This is a genomic window from Methylobacterium sp. J-026 (genome assembly GCF_022829585.1).
Lineage (GTDB): Bacteria > Pseudomonadota > Alphaproteobacteria > Rhizobiales > Beijerinckiaceae > Methylobacterium.
Genome location: NZ_JAKSYC010000094.1, coordinates 25,961 through 43,062 on the forward strand (window position 1 = coordinate 25,961; position 17,102 = coordinate 43,062).

Genomic DNA, 17,102 nt, shown 5'->3' on the forward strand with positions numbered 1-17,102 from the left:
AGACGGGATCGGATCACGTCCGGGACGATCATCCCTCCGCGTGCAGGTCCGTGAAGTTGGCGACGATCCCGGGCATCCGGCTGCCCGTCCGGGACGAGGCCATCAACCGGACCCGGTAGCGGGCGCCGTCCGCCCCCTCGATCGTCCGCTCGGACGGGCGGTTCTCCGCCATCACGGTCGGGATCTCGTCGAGCAGCCACGTCAGGGGGATCGGGGCCGAGAAGTTGCGCAGGGAGCGACCGATGTCGCTTGGCTGCAGGCCGAACAGCTGCGCCGCCGCGCCGGTGAACATGCGGATGCGGAGATCCGGCGTCAGCAGCACGCTGGCGACGTTCATGCCGTCAAACAACAGCGATTGGTCATCGGATACCTGATCGAGCGCCTCGATCTTGGACGCAAGTTCGGAATTGACTGTGTGCAACTCCTCATTGAGGGACTGTGTCTCCTCCTTCGAGGCTTCGAGCTCCTCGTTGGCGGCCTGCATCTCCTCGTTGACCGAGTAGAGTTCCTCGTTGGACGACTTGAGCTCCTCGAGGGACGTCTCGTACTCCTCGATGACGGCCTGGAGCCGCTCGCGCGTATTGCTCAGCTCGCGTTCGAGGCGCTGGATCACCGTGTCCCGCTCGGTCGCCTCCAGCGCCTGCTGTCGTTCCCGCTCGACGGGCACGGCGGCCTCGTTGAACACCACCAGGAACAGCGGCTCGGTCTCGTTGGGGGTGTGCAGCGGCTTGACGACCAGGGAGATGGTCTGGAGGCGGCCGTCCTGACGTTCGACACCGATGCCGTCGCGCACGACCCGCGTGTTGCCCTCGATCGCCTCGCGCAGGGCCGTCCGGAGCTCGAGCCGCAGACCCTTGCGCGCCAGCGCGGCCAGTTCCCGCGTCGGCTGACCCGGCACGATCTCCAGGTGATCCCCGATCCGCGCCGAGTAGTGCACGGCCTCCCCGGTCCGGGTCACGACCGCATGGGGCGGGGTGAACTCGGACAGCATCTGGGACTCGACCGCGTGCCGCAGGGCCGTGTGCGCGATCGCGGTCCGCCGACGATACGGTCCGGCGCTCCCGAAGGTCGGCACATCGGGCGCGATCGTCGTCGGCAGCCGCGCCGGCGGGATCGCGTCCCGGGCCTGAAAGATCCGGTGGCGCTTGTCGATCGTCTCGAACAGATCCTCGAAGCGCGTCACGTTCTCCGCCATCCCGATGAACAGGTAGCCGCGCGGGCGCAGGGCGAAATGCAGCACCGGCATCAGCTGCTGCTGGGCCTCGACGCCGAGGTAGATCAGCAGGTTGCGGCAGGAGACGAGATCCAGGCGGGAGAACGGCGGGTCCCGCAGGACGCTGTGCGGGGCGAACGTGCACAGGTCGCGCACGGCCTTCCCGATCGTCGCGCCGTCGCCCTCGGTGACGAAGTGCTGGGCGATCCGCTCGGGCGAGACGGTGTCGAGATAGGCCTTCGGGTAGCGGCCGGTCCGGGCGACGGTGAGCGAACGCTCGTCGATGTCGGTGGCGAAGATCTGCACCCGCGGCGGGTCGCTCAGGCCCGCCATGTGCTCGCTCAGGAGGATGGCGAGGGAATAGACCTCCTCGCCGGTCGAGCAGGCCGGTACCCAGATCCGCACCACTTCGTCCGCCGTCCGCCCCTCGAACAGCTTCGGGATGACCTGGGCGGCCAGGGCCTCGAAGGCGGCGGTGTCGCGGAAGAAGTTCGTCACGCCGATCAACAGGTCCCGAAACAGCGCGCCGACTTCTGCCGAATCGGCGCGCAGCAATTTGAGGTAGCCCCCCGGTCCGGACGCGCCGATGACGCTGATGCGGCGCTGCAGGCGGCGCACGAAGGTGCTGGGCTTGTAGCCCGAGAAATCGTGCCCGACCTGCCGGCGCAGGATGGCGAAGGTCTCGGCGAGTAGGGCGGCGTCGATCTCGTCCACGGCCGTCGCGGTCCGGGTTTTCAGTGCGGGGCCGCTCTCCGACGCGACATGCGCGGCGATCCGGTCCCCCATCCGTTCCGTCGTCTCGCCGAAATCGACGAAGCCGGTCCGCAGCGCGCTGAGCGGCATGTCGGCGGTTTCCGGTCCGTAGCCGTCCGAGGTCTGGGCCAGCGTCAGACCCCCGCGCTCCTTGACCGCCTTGACGCCGATGGCGCCGTCGCCGTCCCCGCCGGACAGGATCACGCCGACCGCGCGCTCGCCCTGGTCGAGCGCCAGGGCGGTCAGGAAGATGTCGATCGGCTTGGTCTCGCGGGTTGCCGGGCCGAGCGTTTTCAAGGTCAGCCGACCGTCCGCGATGCCCATGACGCAGCCGGGGGGCATGACGTAGACGTGGTCCGGCCGGACCGCCACGCCGTCGGCGGCGGCCTCGACGGTGAGCGGGGTGAAGCGGGCCAGGACTTCCGGAAGCAGGCTCTCACGCCCCGGGCTGAGATGCGTGACGACGACGAAGGCGGCCTCGAGCGTCTTCGGCAGCCCGCGGAAGAAGCCGCGCATCGCCTCGATCCCGCCCGCCGACGCACCGATGCCGACGATCGGGAAATGGTCCTGCGGCCGGTCGTCCTGCGGGACGTGGTCCTGCGGGAAGGCGTCCTGCGGGAAGTCGTCGTGGTCCATCGCCCCCTACCAAGCCTCACGATCGATGCCGCGCCGTCTGTCGGGGTCGAGCCTCGCCCGGTTTCGCCTGATGTCGAGGATCGCGGCGCGGATCAGTCGTCGTGCGTGGCCTCCTGCACGACGTAGGCGAGACAGCGGGCCCGCGCCTCGGGGTTCTTCAGCCGCGCGAACAGGCGCAGCAACGCCACCACCTGGGCCGGATCATCCGTTCCTTCCGCGAACGATTCAAGACCCGGCGTGGCTCCGGAACCGGTCGTGGTCGTGAGGAATGTCGCGACCGGGACGCCCAGCGTCCGGGCGATGCGGGCCAGCGTGTCGGGGAGATCGTCGCCCTTCGGATCGTCACCGGTCATGTGGCTTCTCCGTCTGGATCCCCGATGCGTTGCTCAATGCACCGCGATCCCGGTCGCTCTCGGTCCGATCGTACCCGCGATGCGCCGACCGACATGCTGGAGGACGTGATCGAGGAGCAGGCGCGTCTGGGCATCGGCGTCATATTCCGCGGCCTCATAGGCTTCGATGAGGCATTCGACCAGATGCTTCGAGGGACCGGAATCGCCGTCGCGGGGCATCATCTGTTCCGCGGCAAACAGCGATTGCTCGCGCGAACGCCGGACGAGGTTGCGCGAGGCTTCGAGCGCGCTGCGCGTCTCTGCGGCCGCGGCGCGCAGCGCGCGTGCGACTTCGAGGCTCCGATCTGCGTGAAGGCGGTTTGTCATGGGCGATCGAACTTTCGCTGCGCGCCCGCACGCTGATCAATCTTGCGCGGCAAACTCGACCATGCTCTCAATTTATACATGTGGCAAATCTGGTTTTCCCTGGCGGTGGCGAGTGGGCGGATCGGCCAAATGCGGCGCCGGCAATGATGTGCCCCAGTGTATCCCCGCCCATCTGTACCGACCGGCGGATCAGGCCTGGACGAGGCTGGCTCGATCGGTCCTGACGGATGCGAAAGTCAGCACCTATCACGCTTCGTCCGGGTATTTTACGTCGAAAATCTTCTGGTAATGTCCAAATCAAGCAAAGCTTGAAGGTTTTGTCATAATATTTCTGGCATATATCAAATCACATAGGTGATGCGCGCCTATAGGTATAGTGAAGGCGAACTTCGAGCGAAGTGCAAACATCGATGTCTGCGATGGTGACGAGGCGTGATCGAATCGGGGACGGTACCGCGCGGGGAACGACCTGCCGCCGCCTGGATCGCGGAGCGGTCGGACGATCGATCCGCCCGCACTCGGACGGCGCCGCTTGCATGCCGGGTGTAACGAAAGTCGCCTTCCGCGAACGCCACGCGATAAACATAACCTATGTTTGCGTATCGGACCGCGATCGCGTGTCTGACCGCGGGTGGGCGCTCAGGCCCATCCCGCACCCTTGCGATACGCCGTCCCGCGCCGGGCGAAACGACCGCCGAAGAGCGCGTCGTGAGCCATGTTCGATGCCCTGATCCGCAAGCTCGACATGGCCGGCAGCCTGACCGAGGCCGATCATCAAACCGTGCGGCATTTGAGCCTGCGCAGCCGGCAGATTCCCGCGCGTCAGGATCTCACCTGCGAAGGCGACCGGCCCGAGAACGTCCACCTCATCCTGTCCGGGTTCGCCTGCCGCTACAAGGTCCTGCCGCGGGGCAAGCGCAACATCACCGCCCTTATGGTGCCCGGTGATTTCTGCGACCTGCACGTGGCCATCCTCAACGAGCGGGATCACTCGATCGCCACGATGACGCCCTGCATGGTGGTGGAGATCCCCCGGGCCACCATCCGCGATCTGACCGAGAACCACCCGCGCATCGCCCATGCGATGTGGTGGGCCACCCTCGTGGATGAGGCCATCCTGCGCGAACGGCTGATCAGCCTCGCCGGGCGGGAGGCGTCGCGGCGCATCGCCCACCTGTTCTGCGAGCTGCTGCTGCGCCTGCAGGCCGTCGGCTTGGCCAGGGAGGACGGCTACGCCATCCCGTTCACCCAGGTCGACCTGGCCGACATGCTCGGACTGACGCCGGTGCACGTGAACCGGGTCCTGCGCGACCTGCGCTCCACGGGGCTGATCGTGCTGGCGCAGCGCCGGTTGCGGATCCCGGACGTGACGCGGCTGAAGGCCTACTGCGAATTCAATCCGAACTACCTGCATCGCGTCCCGCGCAGAAATTAGATTTTCGCGCGATGAAAAAAATTAAACACGCCGTGCAGAAACATAAGCTAAAGATATGGATTGAAACCGGGCGCAATTGTGCTGCCTGCATCAGGTGCTGTCCAGGGACGCTGACCGGGAAGAACGCGTTGCATTCCACCTCCGATGAGCGAGAAACCCCATGTCGCGCTACTTCTTCGACACGGACGACGGCGATTACCGGTCACAGGACGACGAGGGCATGGAATTGCCGGACGCCGAGGCCGCCCGCGTCGCTGCGGTGGACGCGCTCCCCGACATGGCGCGCGACAAGCTGCCGGACGGGGACCGGCGCACCTTCTCGGTGCAGGTGCGCGACGAGGGCGGGGCGGTCATCTATACCGCGACGCTCGACCTGATCGGCGAGTGGCACATCCCGCGCGCGGCCTCCTAAGCGCCGCGCCGGAGGCCGGGGGATTTGGGCGGCGCGCACCGGCCGCCTGTTGCCGACACCCGGAGATCGCCGTATCCGCCCAGGCGATGCTTCCGCGATCACGCCGCACCGTCCGGTCGGACTGCCTCTTCGCCGAGGTCTGCGCGCGCCTTCCGCTGTTCGAGGGCCTGGCTGAGGACACGATCGCGGATCTCTCGGCCTCCGGGTTCGGTCGCGGCTTCCTGACGGCGTCGCTGCGGGCCCGCCTGCGCAAGGCGGGAGTCCAGGATCTCGGTCACCTCGCCCGATCCTCGCCGGACGCGATCACCGGGATCCGGAAGTTCGGCCCGGTCCGGCTCGAACGGGTCCGGAGCGTCATCCTCGACGCGCTGGCCCGCCGGCTCCCGGACGCCCGCGCGCGGCACGCCGCCGACGCCACCCGGGCGCGGAGGCTCGGCCGGCTGCGGGACATGCCGGTCGGATGCCTGCCCCTCGACCCGGGCGCCCTCGCGGCGCTCGGCCTCGAGGGCGGCACCTGCGCCGGGATCGCCGACCGGTCACGCCTCGACCTCCTCGGCGGGGGCGCGACGCCCGGCGAGGTGGACCGCATCGTCGCGGCGCTCGCCCATGTCCTGGGCGCGGGCGAGACCGTCGCCCCCCGGGCTACGGAGGCCGGCCCGGACGCGCCGGAACCGGACGCCGCGGCCCGCCGCGCCGCTCTGCGGGCGGAGCAGGATCGGGACTGGGAGGCGGCGGCGCCGGCCGGGGCGCGGGGCCGGGACCATCCCGACGGCGCTCAGACGTCGGCGTCCGCCCGCGTCCGGGTGGCCGGGCGCGCCCGGGCCCCGGCTGCGCCGGAAGCGGATCCCCCGCGGCGGAAGGGGAGGCGCATCCGCGTCACCGCCGGGTAGACCGCCGGCAGGACCACGAGGGTGAGGAAGGTCGCGGAGATCAGGCCGCCGATCACCACGGTGGCGAGCGGGCGCTGGACCTCGGCCCCGGCGCTGGTGGACAGGGCCATCGGCAGGAAGCCGAGGGCCGCCACGAGGGCCGTCATCATCACCGGCCGCAGCCGCATCTCGGCGGCCCGGGTGGCCGCCGCCCGCGGGTCAAGGCCGGATTCCTCCAGGTCGCGGATGTAGCTCGTCAGCACGACGCCGTTCAGGATCGCGATGCCGAAGGTCGCGATGAACCCGATCGCCGCCGAGATCGAGAACGGCATGTCGCGCAGGGTCAAAGCGAGGATGCCGCCGGTCGCGGCCATCGGCACGTTGAGGAAGATCAGCCCGGCGAGGCGGATGTCGCCGAACATCACGACGAGGAGGACGAGGATCGCCGCCATCGCCGCCGGCACCACCACGGAGAGCCGGGCGGTGGCCTCCTGCAGGTTCTGGTACTGGCCGCTCCAGACCAGGGCGTAGCGCGGCGGCAGCGTCACCTGGTCGGACACGGCCTGCTTGGCGGCGTCCACGAAGCTCTGCACGTCGCGGCCCCGGACATTCGCCTGGACCGAGATCCGCCGCTGCAGGCGCTCCCGGCTGATCTGGGCCGGTCCCGAGGCGACCTCCACGGTGGCCACCATCGAGAGGGGCACCGTCGGCGGGGGCCCGGCCTCCCGGCCGGTCTCCCGGGTCGAGCGGCTCACCGGCAGGGCGCGGATCCGCTCGAGGTCGCTGCGATCCGCCGGATCGAGGCGGACCACGATGTCGGTGATGGAGTTGTCGTCGCCGTAGACCATGCCGGCGGTGCGGCCGCCGATGCTCTCGACCACGTCGAGCACGTCGGAGACGTTGATGCCGTAGCGGGCCGCCCGGGCGCGGTCGACCTGGATCGAGAGCGCCGGCATGCCGGCCTGGGCCTCGGCCTTCACGTCCGCCGCCCCCTCGACCCCGGAGACCGCCCGCACGATGGCGTCGGCGGTGTCCTTCAGGACCTTCAGGTCGTCGCCGTAGAGGCTGATGGCGACGTCCCCGCGCACGCCCTCCAGCAGGTCGTCCATGCGCATCTGGATCGGCTGCGAGAAGGTGTAGGCGACGCCGGGCACCTCCTCCTTGAGGCGCTTGTCGAAGGCCGCCACGAGGCCCTCCTGGGTGTCGGCGGTCGTCCAGGTGGCGGGGTCGGCGAGGGTGATGAAGCTGTCGGTCGATTCGACCCCCATCGGGTCGGTGGGGATCTCGGCGCTTCCGGTGAGGGAGACGACCCGCTTCACCTCGGGGAAGGATTTAAGCACCCGCTCGATCCGGCCGACCGTGGCCAGGGAGGCGTCCAGGTTGATGCCGGGCAGCTTCTCGGAGGTGATGACGATCGACCCCTCCGACAGCTTGGGCAGGAACTCGCCGCCGAGCCGGGTCGCCAGCACGCAGGAGCCGGCGAACAGGGCGAGCGTCGTCAGGACGGTGGCGACGGCGTGCCGCTCGGCCCAGCGCAGCACCGGCGTGTAGGCGGCCCGCACCGCGTGGACGAGGCGAGTCTCGCGCTCGCCGATGCCGCGGCCGGCGAGGAGGATCGCCGCGAGCGCCGGCATCAGGGTCATGGTGACGACCAGGGAGCTGGCGAGCGCCAGGATCACGGTCAGCGCCATGGGCACGAACATCTTCCCGGCCACGCCCTGGAGGGCGAGGATCGGCACGTAGACGATGATGATGATCGCCACCGCGAAGATCACCGGCCGGGCCACCTCGGCGGCGGCGTCCCGGATCAGGTCGTGGGGCGGCCGGTCCGGGTGCTCGCCCCGGGCGCGCAGCACGTTCTCGATCATCACCACGGCGCCGTCGACGATCAGGCCGAAATCGATGGCGCCCAGGCTCATCAGGTTGCCCGAGAGGCCGAGCAGCCGCATGCCCGCGAAGGCCATGAGCATCGAGAGCGGGATCGCGGCGGCCACGATCAGCCCCGCGCGCAGGTTGCCGAGCAGCAGGAGCAGGACGACGACCACCAGCACCGCCCCCTCCAGGAGGTTGTGCTCCACCGTGTGGATCGTGCGCTCCACCAGCGCGCTGCGGTCGTAGTACGGGACGATCTCGATCCCCGGCGGAAGCTGCGGGCGCAGCGCCGCGACGGTCTTCTTCACCTCCTCGACCACCGCGCTGGCATTCTCGCCGTAGCGCATCAGGGCGATGCCCACGACCGTCTCGCCCGCGGCGTCGTGGGTGACGGCGCCGAGGCGGACCTTGGGCGCCTCCTGCACGCTCCCGAGATCCGCGAGCGTCACGGGCAAGCCGCCGGGGCCGGTCGCAACGACGATGGTGGCGATGTCCGCCGGTCCCTTGGCGAGGCCGAGGCCGCGGATCACCTCCTGCTGGTCGTTGTGCTCGATATAGGCGCCGCCCCGGGCGGCGTTGTTGTCGGCCAGCGCCGTGTAGACCTGCGCGAGGCTCACGCCGTAGCGGCGCAGGGCGGCGGCCGAGACGCGGACCTCGTCGGTCGGCATCTGGCCGCCGTAGATGTTCACGTCGGCGATGCCCGGCGTGAGCTTCAGCTTGGGCGCGATCGTCCATTGCAGGATGCGCTTGAGCTGCATCGGCGTGTAGGCGGGCCCGCGCAGCTCGAACTGGTAGATCTCGCCCAGCCCCGTGGCCATCGGGCCCATCTGCGGGTCGCCGACGCCGGCCGGCATCAGCGCCTTGGCCTGGGGCAGCCGCTGGAACACCTCCGCCCGCGCGCCGGTGACCGACATCGACCCGTCGAAGGTGACGTAGACGGCCGAGACCCCCGCCCGCGACGTGGAGCGCACGTTGGTCAGCCCCGGCGCCCCCGCCATGGCGTTCTCGGCCGGGAAGGTGACGAGCCGCTCGACCTCCAGGGGCCCGAGGCCCGGTGATAGGGTCAGGATCATCACCTGATTGGGCGAGATGTCCGGCACCGCGTCGATCGAGAGCCCTTCGAGGTTGGCGATTCCGCCCGCCGCGGCGGCGAGCGCCACCATCAGGACCAGGAACCGGCGGCGCACGAGCAGGGCGAACCAGGTCTTCATGGAGCCCCTCAATCCGTCGAGCCGAGGAGGCTGCGCAGCAGGATGGCCTTGAGGCCGAAGCTCCCCGCGGTCGCCACGCTGTCGCCGGACGCGATCCCGCGCGTCACCTCGACCCAGTCCGAGCGCTGGATACCCAGCGTCAGGGGGCGCCGCTCGAACCGGTCCGGGGCGACGCGGACGAAGGCGATCGGCCCCTGCTCGGTCTGCTGGACCGAAGCGGCCGGGACGGTGACGCCGTCGCGGCCGAGATCCGCCGCCACGGTGACGGAGACGAACATGTTGGCGCGCAGCAGGTCCTCGGGATTGGCGAGCTCGATCCGGGCCGGCGCGGTGTTGGTCGCCGGATCGAGGGCGGCGTTGACCGAGCGGACCCGGCCCTCGAAGGGCGGGTGGCCGGGCACCGGGCTCTCCACCGAGGCCTCGTCGCCGGCCTTCACCCGGGCGATGTCCGGCCCGTAGAGGCTGGCCAGCACGAGGACGCGGGTCGGGTCCGCCACCGTGATCGCGTCGCGGCCGGTATCGACCACCTCGCCCAGCGTGATGCCGACGCTCGTCACCACGCCGCCGATCGGCGTGACCACGGCGCTGGTGCCGGGCGCCGCGCCCTCCGCGGGGGCGAGGCGCTGGTACTGCGCCCGGTACATGTCGGCGTTGGCCTGGGCCGACTGGACGGCGGCGTGCGCCTTGGCCAGGTCGGCCTGCCGTCGCTCGACCTCGGCCTGGGCCACGCCGCCGAACTTGAGCTGGTCCTGGCCGCGCTTGTACTGCAGCTCCGTCACCTTCTCGGAGGCCTGCGCCTCGCCGAGCGCCGCCTGCGCGGCGAGGAGGCCGTTGCGGGCGTCGAGGATCCCGGCGGCGTCGAGGGTCGCCAGGGTCTGCCCGGCCTCCACCCGATCGCCGGGCTGGACCGCGAGGCTCAGCACCCGCCCCTGGGTGCGCGGCTTGAGATGCGTCACCCGCCGCTCGTCGAAGGCGACAATCCCGGGGGCGCGCACCGGCAGCACGATCCGGTGGGTCTCGGCGGTCCCGAAGGCGAGGCCGATCCGCTTCTGTCCCGCCGCGTCGAGGGTGACGAGGTCGGGATCGGGCGCGGGATCGTCCGCCTTCTCCGGGGCCGCGGCCGGCGGGAGCGGCGCGAGGCCGAGGGCGTCGAGGAGGGGAGCCCGGTACATCCACCCCCCGAGGGCGAGCAGGGCGAGCGCCGCGGCGAGGAGGAGCAGGCGGACGGGCACCCGGCGCCGGGCGGGGGCCGGGGCGGGGCGCGAATCCTCCGCGCGCGCAGGGCTGTCCGGACCCGCCGGATCGGCGGTCCCGGCATCGCGCTCGGGCGGAATGAAGTCGGCGTGCAGGGACATCAGCAGAAGCGCCGCGCGCTGTGACCGGAGGCCGGCATGCTGGGAACCGTCCGGCTCATCGGTCGAGCCCCGGACGGAGGACGTCCTCGGTGACGAAACGCCCGTCCTCGACGTCGCGGACCACGACCTCGTAGCCCTCGCTGCGCAGCTCCTTGAGCCGGACGAGGGACACGTAGGACGCGGTCTCCACGTCATAGAGCCGGGTCCGGCCATACCGGTTGATCAGGCGCCGGGGGCGCCGCTTCCTAGGCATGCGCGGCGCGTTTCCGGTGGCCCATGGCCGGTCGGGGCGCCGGCGCGGCGCGTGACATCGTCTGCATCGAGGAGGTCCGGCGAGGGGCGTTCGGCGAGGGGGGGGGCGGCGAGGGGCGTTCGGACCGCGGGATGGGTTCCGGTACGCGCTAGAGTCATTCTAATAAGTTGGACGAACCCCGTGCGGCGCCACTAAATTCGGGTTCATACTGGTGGTGGTTCGGGACCGGCGGCGCGAATTCCGACACAAGGGACGCGCGGCCGGGCGAGAGAGCATCGTCCCGAGCGGGGGGCGCCGGCTTTCGGAACGAGACGGTGCTGTGGCCGGAAGGATGGACGGGCGTGGCGCGGCTGCTGCTGATCGAGGACGATGCGGAGACGGCCGGGGACGTGCTCGACGACCTGCGCGGTCGCGGCCACGATGTCAGCTGGGCCGCGACCGGGCCCGCGGGCGCCCGCGCGGCCCGGGACGGCGGCTGGGAGGCGATCATCCTGGACCGGATGCTGCCCGGCCAGGACGGGCTCGGCATCCTGCAGGACCTTCGCCGGGACGGGGACCAGACCCCCGCCCTGATCCTCAGCGCCCTGGGCGACGTGGACGAGCGCATCCGTGGCCTGCGGGCGGGCGGCGACGACTACCTCGCCAAGCCCTTCGCCCTGGGCGAGCTCGCCGCCCGCATCGAGGCGCTGCTCCGGCGTCCGGTGGCCAGGCCGGAGACGGTCCTGCGCGTCGGCAGCCTGGAGATCGACCTGATCGCGGGCACCGGCCGGCGCGGCACCCGCGACCTCGCCCTGCTGCCGCGCGAACTCAAGCTCCTCGCCTACCTGATGCGCTGCCCCGGGCAGATCGCCACGCGGGCGATGCTGTTCGAGGAGGTCTGGAACTACCGGTTCACGCCCAAATCGAACCTGATCGATGTCCATGTCGGACGGCTGCGGCGCAAGCTCGAGGCGGGCGGCGAGACGCCCCTGATCCAGAACGTGCGCGGCATCGGTTTCACGCTGACGCCCGACGATTGACCGCTGATGACCGACCTTCTGCGCTCCACCACCCTGCGCTGGGCGCTCGGGATCGCCCTCTGGTCGGTCCTGCTCGCGCTGACGATGTTCGCCTTCATCTACTGGCAGACCGCCGCCTATCTGCGCGAGGAACTCGCCGAGACCCTGCGGCTCGAAGTCCGCGCCGCGGCGGAAGATCCCGCGGCCGCGGCGATGCGGGTCGACACCTGGACCGCCATGGACCTCCACGCCACCCATTACGGCGGGCTGTTCGGCCCCGGCGGCACCCGCCGCGCCGGCAATCTCGGGGCGGTGCCGGAGCGCTTGGCGCGCGACGGCGACGCCTACCGGGTCAGCGCCACCGTCGATGTCGCGGGCCGCACCCTCGCCGACGAGATCTGGGCCGCCGCCCTGGCGCTGCCGGACGGCGGCACCGTCGTCATCGCCCACGATACCGACGAGATCGACCGGGTGCGGGTGACGACCCTGCGCGCCCTCGGCCTCGGGCTGGTGCCGACGCTGATGCTCTCGGGGCTGGGCGGCCTGCTGCTCGCCCGCCGCGCCCGCGGACGGCTGGCCGCCACCGAGGCGGCCCTGGCCGAGGTGATGCGCGGCGACCTGCGCAAGCGGCTGCCGGTTGGGACGCGCGGGGACGAGTTCGATCGCCTCGCCGGGAACGTGAACCGGATGCTCGACGAGATCGAGCACCTGATGGGTGAGGTCCGCAGCGTCGGCGACGCGGTCGCCCACGACCTGCGCACGCCGCTCACCCGGCTGCGGGCGCGGCTGGAGCGCAGCCGGGTGCAGGCCCGGACCGTGGCGGAGTTCCACGAGACGATCGATCAGGGCCTCGCCTGGATCGACCAGACCCTGGCCATGGTGACGGCGGTCCTGCGGATCGGGGAGATGGAGGACGGGCGTCGGCGGGCCGCGTTCACCCGCGTCGACCTCGGCGAGGTCGCCTCCGTGGCGGTGGAGTTCTTCGAGCCGATGGCCGAGGAGAAGGGCATCCGCCTCGATATCGCCGTCGCGCCGGGCGCCCACGTGATCCTGGGCGACCGCGACCTGTGCTTCGAGGCCCTGTCGAACCTCCTCGACAACGCCCTGAAGTTCACGCCCGCCGGGGGCCGGGTGGAGGTGCGCGTCGCCCGCGCCGGCGATGCGATCGTGGCGGCCGTGGACGACACGGGTCCGGGCCTGCCGCCGGGCGAGCACGCCAAGGTGTTCCAGCGGTTCTACCGCGCGGAGACGGCCCGCCAGACCCCCGGCAACGGCCTGGGGCTGAGCCTGGTCGCGGCGATCGCCAAGCTCCACAACGCGACCGCGACGGCGCGCGCCCGCGCGGCAGGCGGCGGCCGGTTCGACATCGTCTTCCCGCCCGCGGAGACGGCCTGAGACCGCCTGCCGCCGGTGCCGAAGGCTGCGGCCGCGCCGCGATCCGGTTCATCCCGTGCGTCGGGCCGTCCAGCGACCCGAGCACGAACCGAGCCCGGTCAGCGTCCAGCGGCCGCTCCCGCCGGAGCCGCGCAGACGGCCGGTGACCGCGACGCTGGCGAGCCCCTTGCGGATCGTGCCGCTGATCCGGCCGTCCGCGCCGGCGCGGCCGGACGCGTCGACGCCGTTGCCGCCGCCATCGTCCACGGCCCCGTCCCGGATGACGATCGGGTAGCGGTAGGGCCCGGAGCAGGTGCCGTTCTCCGCCGTGGCCACGACCGCCCAGGCTCCGTCGAACCGGCTGGCCGCGAGGGCCTCCGTCGAGGGGCTGGCGAGGGTGAGCAACAGGGCCGGTGCGAGCGTCGCAGCGCGAAGTCGGGTCATGATCTCCTCTGTGGCGATGGGATTTCAGGTTCGGGTCCCGCGCGGCGCGGCCGGCGTCGGTCCCGGGACCGCGGTCCCGGGCTCAGGCGCGGATGTCGGGACCGGCCGGGTCGCCGGGCGGCGTGTCCGGGCCGATGCCGGGATGGGGCACATCCGGCGGGACGTCGATCGGCGCGGAGGGCTCGTCGGGGCCGAGGGGACGCCCGTCCGGACCCGGACCCGGGCCGGGTGGAACGTCGCCCGGACCGCCGGGCGCCGGATCGGGAGGATTGGGGCTGGCCATTCGCGCACCTCGCGTCGGACATGGAAGGGATGGAAAGGGCGACGGGCCGGACGCGCGCCCGGAGTATCGCGAGCGCCCGGCCACGCGGCCGTGCCGAACAAGAGGGCCATCCGCCCGGCACAACTTCGGAAAACGAGCCGGATCCGTGTGGGGCGTGCAGCCGGCACACCGCATCCGTCCTCGAAACATGGGATCAAAACCGACGGGTTCAGTGAGAAAAATCTACCAGTACGGGGATTTATTTGCGGGGCGCGGGTCCGCGTCTTCCCCGAGATCGCGTGCCAGCCGGCTACGCGCCCGGCTGACGCGGCTCTTCACGGTGCCGCTCGGGCAGCCGAGGATCTCGGCGGCCTCCTCGTAGGACAGGTCGTCGAGGGCGATGAGCAGCAGCGCCTCGCGCTGGACCGGATCGAGCCGGTCGAGCGCGGCCTGCAGGTCCTGGACGTGGAGCGTGTGCTCCTGGTCGGCCGGCCTGGCGAGCCGCGCCGCATGCGCCCCGTCGGTGTCCGGAACCTCGAGCCGGTGCTTGATCCGGCCGTTGAGGTAGCCGTTGCGCAGGATCGTGAACAGCCACGCGATCATCCGGGTCCCGGGCTCGAACCGCGCCCGGTGCTCCCAGGCCTTGAGCAGGGTGAACTGGACGAGGTCGTCGCTCTCGACCGCGTCGCGCGTCAGGGACAGGGCGAAGCGGCGCAGGTGCGGGGCCGCCGCGATCAGGTCCGCCCTGAACCCGCCCGCCACCCGCACCTCGGCGTCCGCTTCGTCCAGGACCTCTGACAGGCGCGCCAGCACGCGGCCCAGGCGAGAGGTCGGGTCGATCGGTGCAACTTGCGGGTAGTGCTCGCGAAGACTTATCCCCAGGGCCGCGTCCTGGCCGGAGATCACGGGCCCGTGTTCGGCGGGCGTCGAAGGGTGTTCGTGGATGGGATGCACGCGAGACGCATTCATGGCTGTCCAGAGGCGAGGTCTATCCTGCCGAACAGTCGTCCCTGCGCGGCGAGAATTTATCTCTGGCTGAAAAGGCCCGCGTCAATGATGCAGGGATACCAGGAAAACAGCCTGCGTTCGGGAACCGGCTTGCGCGCAACCCGTTTGTGCCCCGCTGCCCATGGGGTGGCCGCAGACAGGATGGGTGGGGCTGACCGTGACGGCGGGCGTCGACAGGCATGAACTCCGGCAGATCATCGCCGGCCTCAGCGAGGGCGTGATCCTGGTCGAGCCCGACCAGACCATCGCCTATGCCAACGAGGCCGCCCTGGCGATGCACGGCGCCGAGAGCCTGGACGAACTCGGCCAGACCGTGGACACCTACCGGGAGCGCTTCCGCCTGCGCTACCGCAACAACGTCACGCCCAATCAGTATCCGATCGAACGCGTGGTCGCGGGCGAGCGCTTCCACGACGTCGTCGTCGAGGTGCGGCGGGCGGACAAGCCCGACATGGACTTCGTGCATTCGCTGCGCAGCTTGGTCGCCACCGACCGCGACGGCAATCCGAGCTGCCTGGCGCTGATCCTCAAGGACGTCTCCGACCAGTTCGAGGCCGAGGCACGCTTCGAGGCCGCCTTCAACGCCAACCCGGCGCCGGCGGTGATCACGCGTCTGTCCGACCTGCGCCACGTCAAGGTCAATCACGGCTTCCTGGAGATGACCGGCCACACCCGCGACGCCGTGATCGGGCGCAGCGTCTACGAGGTCGACGTGCTCGCCAATGCCCGCAACCGGGACCTCGCCGTATCCCGGCTCGAAGCCGGCGCCACGATTCCGCAGATGGAGGCTTGCCTCGACCTCCCCGACGACGGCTCGCGCTTCGTGATCGTGGCCGGCCAGCCGATCACGATGGGCGACGAGGCGTGCATGCTGTTCACCTTCGCCGACCTGGAACTGCGCCGCAAAGCCGAGACCGCGCTCCGCCAGAGCGAGGAGCGGTTCGCCAAGGCGTTCCGGCTCACCCCGGTCCCGACCGTGCTGGCGCGCGCGGAGAATTTCCACGTCACCGGCGTCAACGAGGCGTTCAGCCGGGTCTTCGGCCTGGGTGAGGATCGGATCGTCGGACGCAGCCTCCACGAGGCCGGTCTCTGGGTGACCGACAAGCAGCGCCTGCAGGTCGAGGCGGCGCTCGAACGGCACGGCTACGTGCTCGGCGCCGAAATCTGCCTGCGCCATGAGAGCGGCACCAATCTCGATTGCCTGCTCTCGGCCGAGCGTATCGCGATCAACGAGGCCGACTTCGTGCTGCTGGTTCTGCAGGACATCACGGACCGCAAGCACACCGAGCGCGAATTGTTCGGCGCCATCGAGGCGGTGATGGCCGATACCTCGTGGTTCAGCCGCGGCCTGATCGAGAAGCTCGCCAACCTGCGCCGCCCCGGCCGGGAGAGCGCGGACGGATCCGCCCCGAACCTGACGGTGCGGGAGCGTCAGATCCTGAACCTGATCTGCGCGGGTCTCGACGACGACGCCATCGCGCGCAAGCTCGGCCTGTCGCGCAACACCGTGCGCAATCACGGGGCCGCGCTGTACCGCAAAATCGGCATCCACAAGCGCAGCGAGGCCGTCGTCTGGGGCCGGGAAAACGGTTTCCCGCTCGGCATATCTGAAGGGTGAATACCGTTGTACCGGTATAAATACACCATTGATGATACGGCTTCCGCGCACATCTTCGGGTCGACTGGGATTTTCTCAACCGTGACGAGGTGCCCATGACCGAGGACAGGAAAACGACTTCCGCCGAGCACCTCAAGGGCTCGGTGAAAGAGGCCATCGGCAAGCTCACCGGCGATGCCCGGACGGAGACCGAGGGCCGGCGCCACAAGCGCGATGCCTCGGCCTCGAAGGCCGAAGGAACGGAGCCCACGGGCCCGGGCCGGCGCTGACGGGCGGTGACGCGGCCTCTCACCCGAGAGGCCGCCTGAGACGACGCATTCACAACAGGAGAACGACATGGTGGACACGGATCGGATCACGGGCGCCGCGAAGGAGCTGGGCGGGAAGGTGCAGGGCGCGGTCGGCGACCTGACCGGCTCGCATCGGGACACGGCCGAGGGCCGCGCCCGGGAGGCCGCGGGACAGGCCGAGGGCCTGTACGGCCACGCCAAGGCCACGGTCCCCGACTCCGCCGGGCACGTCCCCGACCCCCGGCCCTTGCGGCGGATGTGCCGGGCGGTGTCGGCGACGTGCCCGGCGGCGTCGCGGACGGTGTCCTTGGCCTGGCCGTACAGGCCCTCGGCCTGTCCCGCCGCCTCCCGGGCGCGGCCCTCGGCCGAGTCCCGATGCG

The 17,102-nt window shown here is 70.8% G+C and carries 17 protein-coding genes; 9 read left to right on the plus strand and 8 right to left on the minus strand.

What is annotated here, in order from left to right; translation table 11 throughout:
* Positions 1-28 precede the first annotated feature (28 nt).
* Positions 29-2,602, minus strand: a complete 2,574-nt coding sequence (locus MKK69_RS09345; protein WP_243967482.1) for a CheR family methyltransferase — start codon at positions 2,600-2,602, stop codon at positions 29-31.
* 92 nt (positions 2,603-2,694) lie between these two features.
* Positions 2,695-2,955: a hypothetical protein gene (locus MKK69_RS09350; RefSeq protein ID WP_243967483.1), complete on the minus strand. Its 261-nt coding sequence runs from the start codon at positions 2,953-2,955 to the stop codon at positions 2,695-2,697.
* A 93-nt stretch (positions 2,956-3,048) separates the two neighbouring features.
* Here MKK69_RS09350 and MKK69_RS09355 point away from each other — a divergent pair, with 93 nt between their 5' ends.
* From MKK69_RS09355 to MKK69_RS09370, 4 genes are all read left to right on the plus strand, one after another.
* Entirely contained in the window at positions 3,049-3,357 is a 309-nt protein-coding gene (locus tag MKK69_RS09355) for a hypothetical protein (protein ID WP_243967484.1), read from the plus strand.
* A gap of 679 nt (positions 3,358-4,036) precedes the next feature.
* Complete coding sequence (locus MKK69_RS09360; protein ID WP_243967486.1) at positions 4,037-4,756, plus strand: Crp/Fnr family transcriptional regulator; 720 nt, start codon at positions 4,037-4,039, stop codon at positions 4,754-4,756.
* A gap of 160 nt (positions 4,757-4,916) precedes the next feature.
* A complete protein-coding gene (locus MKK69_RS09365) occupies positions 4,917-5,168 on the plus strand; it encodes a DUF6894 family protein (protein ID WP_243967487.1) in 252 nt (83 codons plus the stop codon).
* Positions 5,169-5,254: 86 nt separating this feature from the next.
* Positions 5,255-6,058 (plus strand): hypothetical protein, encoded by an 804-nt coding sequence (locus tag MKK69_RS09370; protein ID WP_243967488.1) that lies wholly within the window; start codon positions 5,255-5,257, stop codon positions 6,056-6,058.
* Here MKK69_RS09370 and MKK69_RS09375 read toward each other — a convergent pair.
* Genes MKK69_RS09375 through MKK69_RS09385 form a run of 3 tightly spaced genes read right to left on the minus strand, consistent with a single transcriptional unit; the run spans position 5,944 to position 10,728 of the window.
* On the minus strand, positions 5,944-9,120 hold the full coding sequence (locus MKK69_RS09375) for an efflux RND transporter permease subunit (protein WP_243967489.1): 3,177 nt from the start codon (positions 9,118-9,120) through the stop codon (positions 5,944-5,946). The genes MKK69_RS09370 and MKK69_RS09375 overlap by 115 nt on opposite strands.
* An 8-nt stretch (positions 9,121-9,128) precedes the next feature.
* A complete protein-coding gene (locus MKK69_RS09380; protein ID WP_243967490.1) occupies positions 9,129-10,475 on the minus strand; it encodes an efflux RND transporter periplasmic adaptor subunit in 1,347 nt (448 codons plus the stop codon).
* 55 nt (positions 10,476-10,530) lie between these two features.
* Complete coding sequence (locus tag MKK69_RS09385; protein ID WP_243967491.1) at positions 10,531-10,728, minus strand: polyhydroxyalkanoate synthesis regulator DNA-binding domain-containing protein; 198 nt, start codon at positions 10,726-10,728, stop codon at positions 10,531-10,533.
* A gap of 341 nt (positions 10,729-11,069) precedes the next feature.
* On the opposite strand from MKK69_RS09385, the gene MKK69_RS09390 reads away from it, so the two are divergent.
* Together MKK69_RS09390 and MKK69_RS09395 are read left to right on the plus strand one after the other, a co-directional pair.
* The gene (locus MKK69_RS09390; protein WP_243967492.1) at positions 11,070-11,747 is read left to right on the plus strand and encodes a response regulator transcription factor; all 678 of its coding nucleotides are present in this window, start codon (positions 11,070-11,072) and stop codon (positions 11,745-11,747) included.
* Positions 11,748-11,753: 6 nt separating this feature from the next.
* Positions 11,754-13,121: an ATP-binding protein gene (locus MKK69_RS09395; RefSeq protein ID WP_243967493.1), complete on the plus strand. Its 1,368-nt coding sequence runs from the start codon at positions 11,754-11,756 to the stop codon at positions 13,119-13,121.
* A 48-nt stretch (positions 13,122-13,169) separates the two neighbouring features.
* Here MKK69_RS09395 and MKK69_RS09400 read toward each other — a convergent pair whose 3' ends face one another.
* From MKK69_RS09400 to MKK69_RS09410, 3 genes are all read right to left on the minus strand, one after another.
* Entirely contained in the window at positions 13,170-13,544 is a 375-nt protein-coding gene (locus tag MKK69_RS09400; RefSeq protein ID WP_243967494.1) for a hypothetical protein, read from the minus strand.
* A gap of 82 nt (positions 13,545-13,626) precedes the next feature.
* On the minus strand, positions 13,627-13,827 hold the full coding sequence (locus tag MKK69_RS09405; RefSeq protein ID WP_243967495.1) for a hypothetical protein: 201 nt from the start codon (positions 13,825-13,827) through the stop codon (positions 13,627-13,629).
* A gap of 222 nt (positions 13,828-14,049) precedes the next feature.
* Complete coding sequence (locus tag MKK69_RS09410; RefSeq protein ID WP_243967496.1) at positions 14,050-14,712, minus strand: sigma-70 family RNA polymerase sigma factor; 663 nt, start codon at positions 14,710-14,712, stop codon at positions 14,050-14,052.
* A gap of 259 nt (positions 14,713-14,971) precedes the next feature.
* On the opposite strand from MKK69_RS09410, the gene MKK69_RS09415 reads away from it, so the two are divergent.
* The 3 genes from MKK69_RS09415 to MKK69_RS09425 form a co-directional block, all read left to right on the plus strand.
* Complete coding sequence (locus MKK69_RS09415) at positions 14,972-16,432, plus strand: PAS domain S-box protein (RefSeq protein ID WP_243967502.1); 1,461 nt, start codon at positions 14,972-14,974, stop codon at positions 16,430-16,432.
* Between the two features lie 95 nt (positions 16,433-16,527).
* A complete protein-coding gene (locus MKK69_RS09420; RefSeq protein WP_243967497.1) occupies positions 16,528-16,701 on the plus strand; it encodes a CsbD family protein in 174 nt (57 codons plus the stop codon).
* 67 nt (positions 16,702-16,768) lie between these two features.
* Positions 16,769-17,102, plus strand: a 334-nt coding sequence (locus MKK69_RS09425) for a CsbD family protein (RefSeq protein WP_243967498.1), incomplete at its 3' end; no start/stop codon positions are given.

Bases quoted from the DNA above. Each gene is read 5' to 3' on its own strand.
- MKK69_RS09345 (WP_243967482.1), bottom strand. From the start codon at position 2,602: ATGGACCACGACGACTTCCCGCAGGACGCCTTCCCGCAGGACCACGTC.
- MKK69_RS09350 (WP_243967483.1), bottom strand. From the start codon at position 2,955: ATGACCGGTGACGATCCGAAGGGCGACGATCTCCCCGACACGCTGGCC.
- MKK69_RS09355 (WP_243967484.1), top strand. From the start codon at position 3,049: ATGCTGGAGGACGTGATCGAGGAGCAGGCGCGTCTGGGCATCGGCGTC.
- MKK69_RS09360 (WP_243967486.1), top strand. From the start codon at position 4,037: ATGTTCGATGCCCTGATCCGCAAGCTCGACATGGCCGGCAGCCTGACC.
- MKK69_RS09365 (WP_243967487.1), top strand. From the start codon at position 4,917: ATGTCGCGCTACTTCTTCGACACGGACGACGGCGATTACCGGTCACAG.
- MKK69_RS09370 (WP_243967488.1), top strand. From the start codon at position 5,255: ATGCTTCCGCGATCACGCCGCACCGTCCGGTCGGACTGCCTCTTCGCC.
- MKK69_RS09375 (WP_243967489.1), bottom strand. From the start codon at position 9,120: ATGAAGACCTGGTTCGCCCTGCTCGTGCGCCGCCGGTTCCTGGTCCTG.
- MKK69_RS09380 (WP_243967490.1), bottom strand. From the start codon at position 10,475: ATGTCCCTGCACGCCGACTTCATTCCGCCCGAGCGCGATGCCGGGACC.
- MKK69_RS09385 (WP_243967491.1), bottom strand. From the start codon at position 10,728: ATGCCTAGGAAGCGGCGCCCCCGGCGCCTGATCAACCGGTATGGCCGG.
- MKK69_RS09395 (WP_243967493.1), top strand. From the start codon at position 11,754: ATGACCGACCTTCTGCGCTCCACCACCCTGCGCTGGGCGCTCGGGATC.
- MKK69_RS09400 (WP_243967494.1), bottom strand. From the start codon at position 13,544: ATGACCCGACTTCGCGCTGCGACGCTCGCACCGGCCCTGTTGCTCACC.
- MKK69_RS09405 (WP_243967495.1), bottom strand. From the start codon at position 13,827: ATGGCCAGCCCCAATCCTCCCGATCCGGCGCCCGGCGGTCCGGGCGAC.
- MKK69_RS09420 (WP_243967497.1), top strand. From the start codon at position 16,528: ATGACCGAGGACAGGAAAACGACTTCCGCCGAGCACCTCAAGGGCTCG.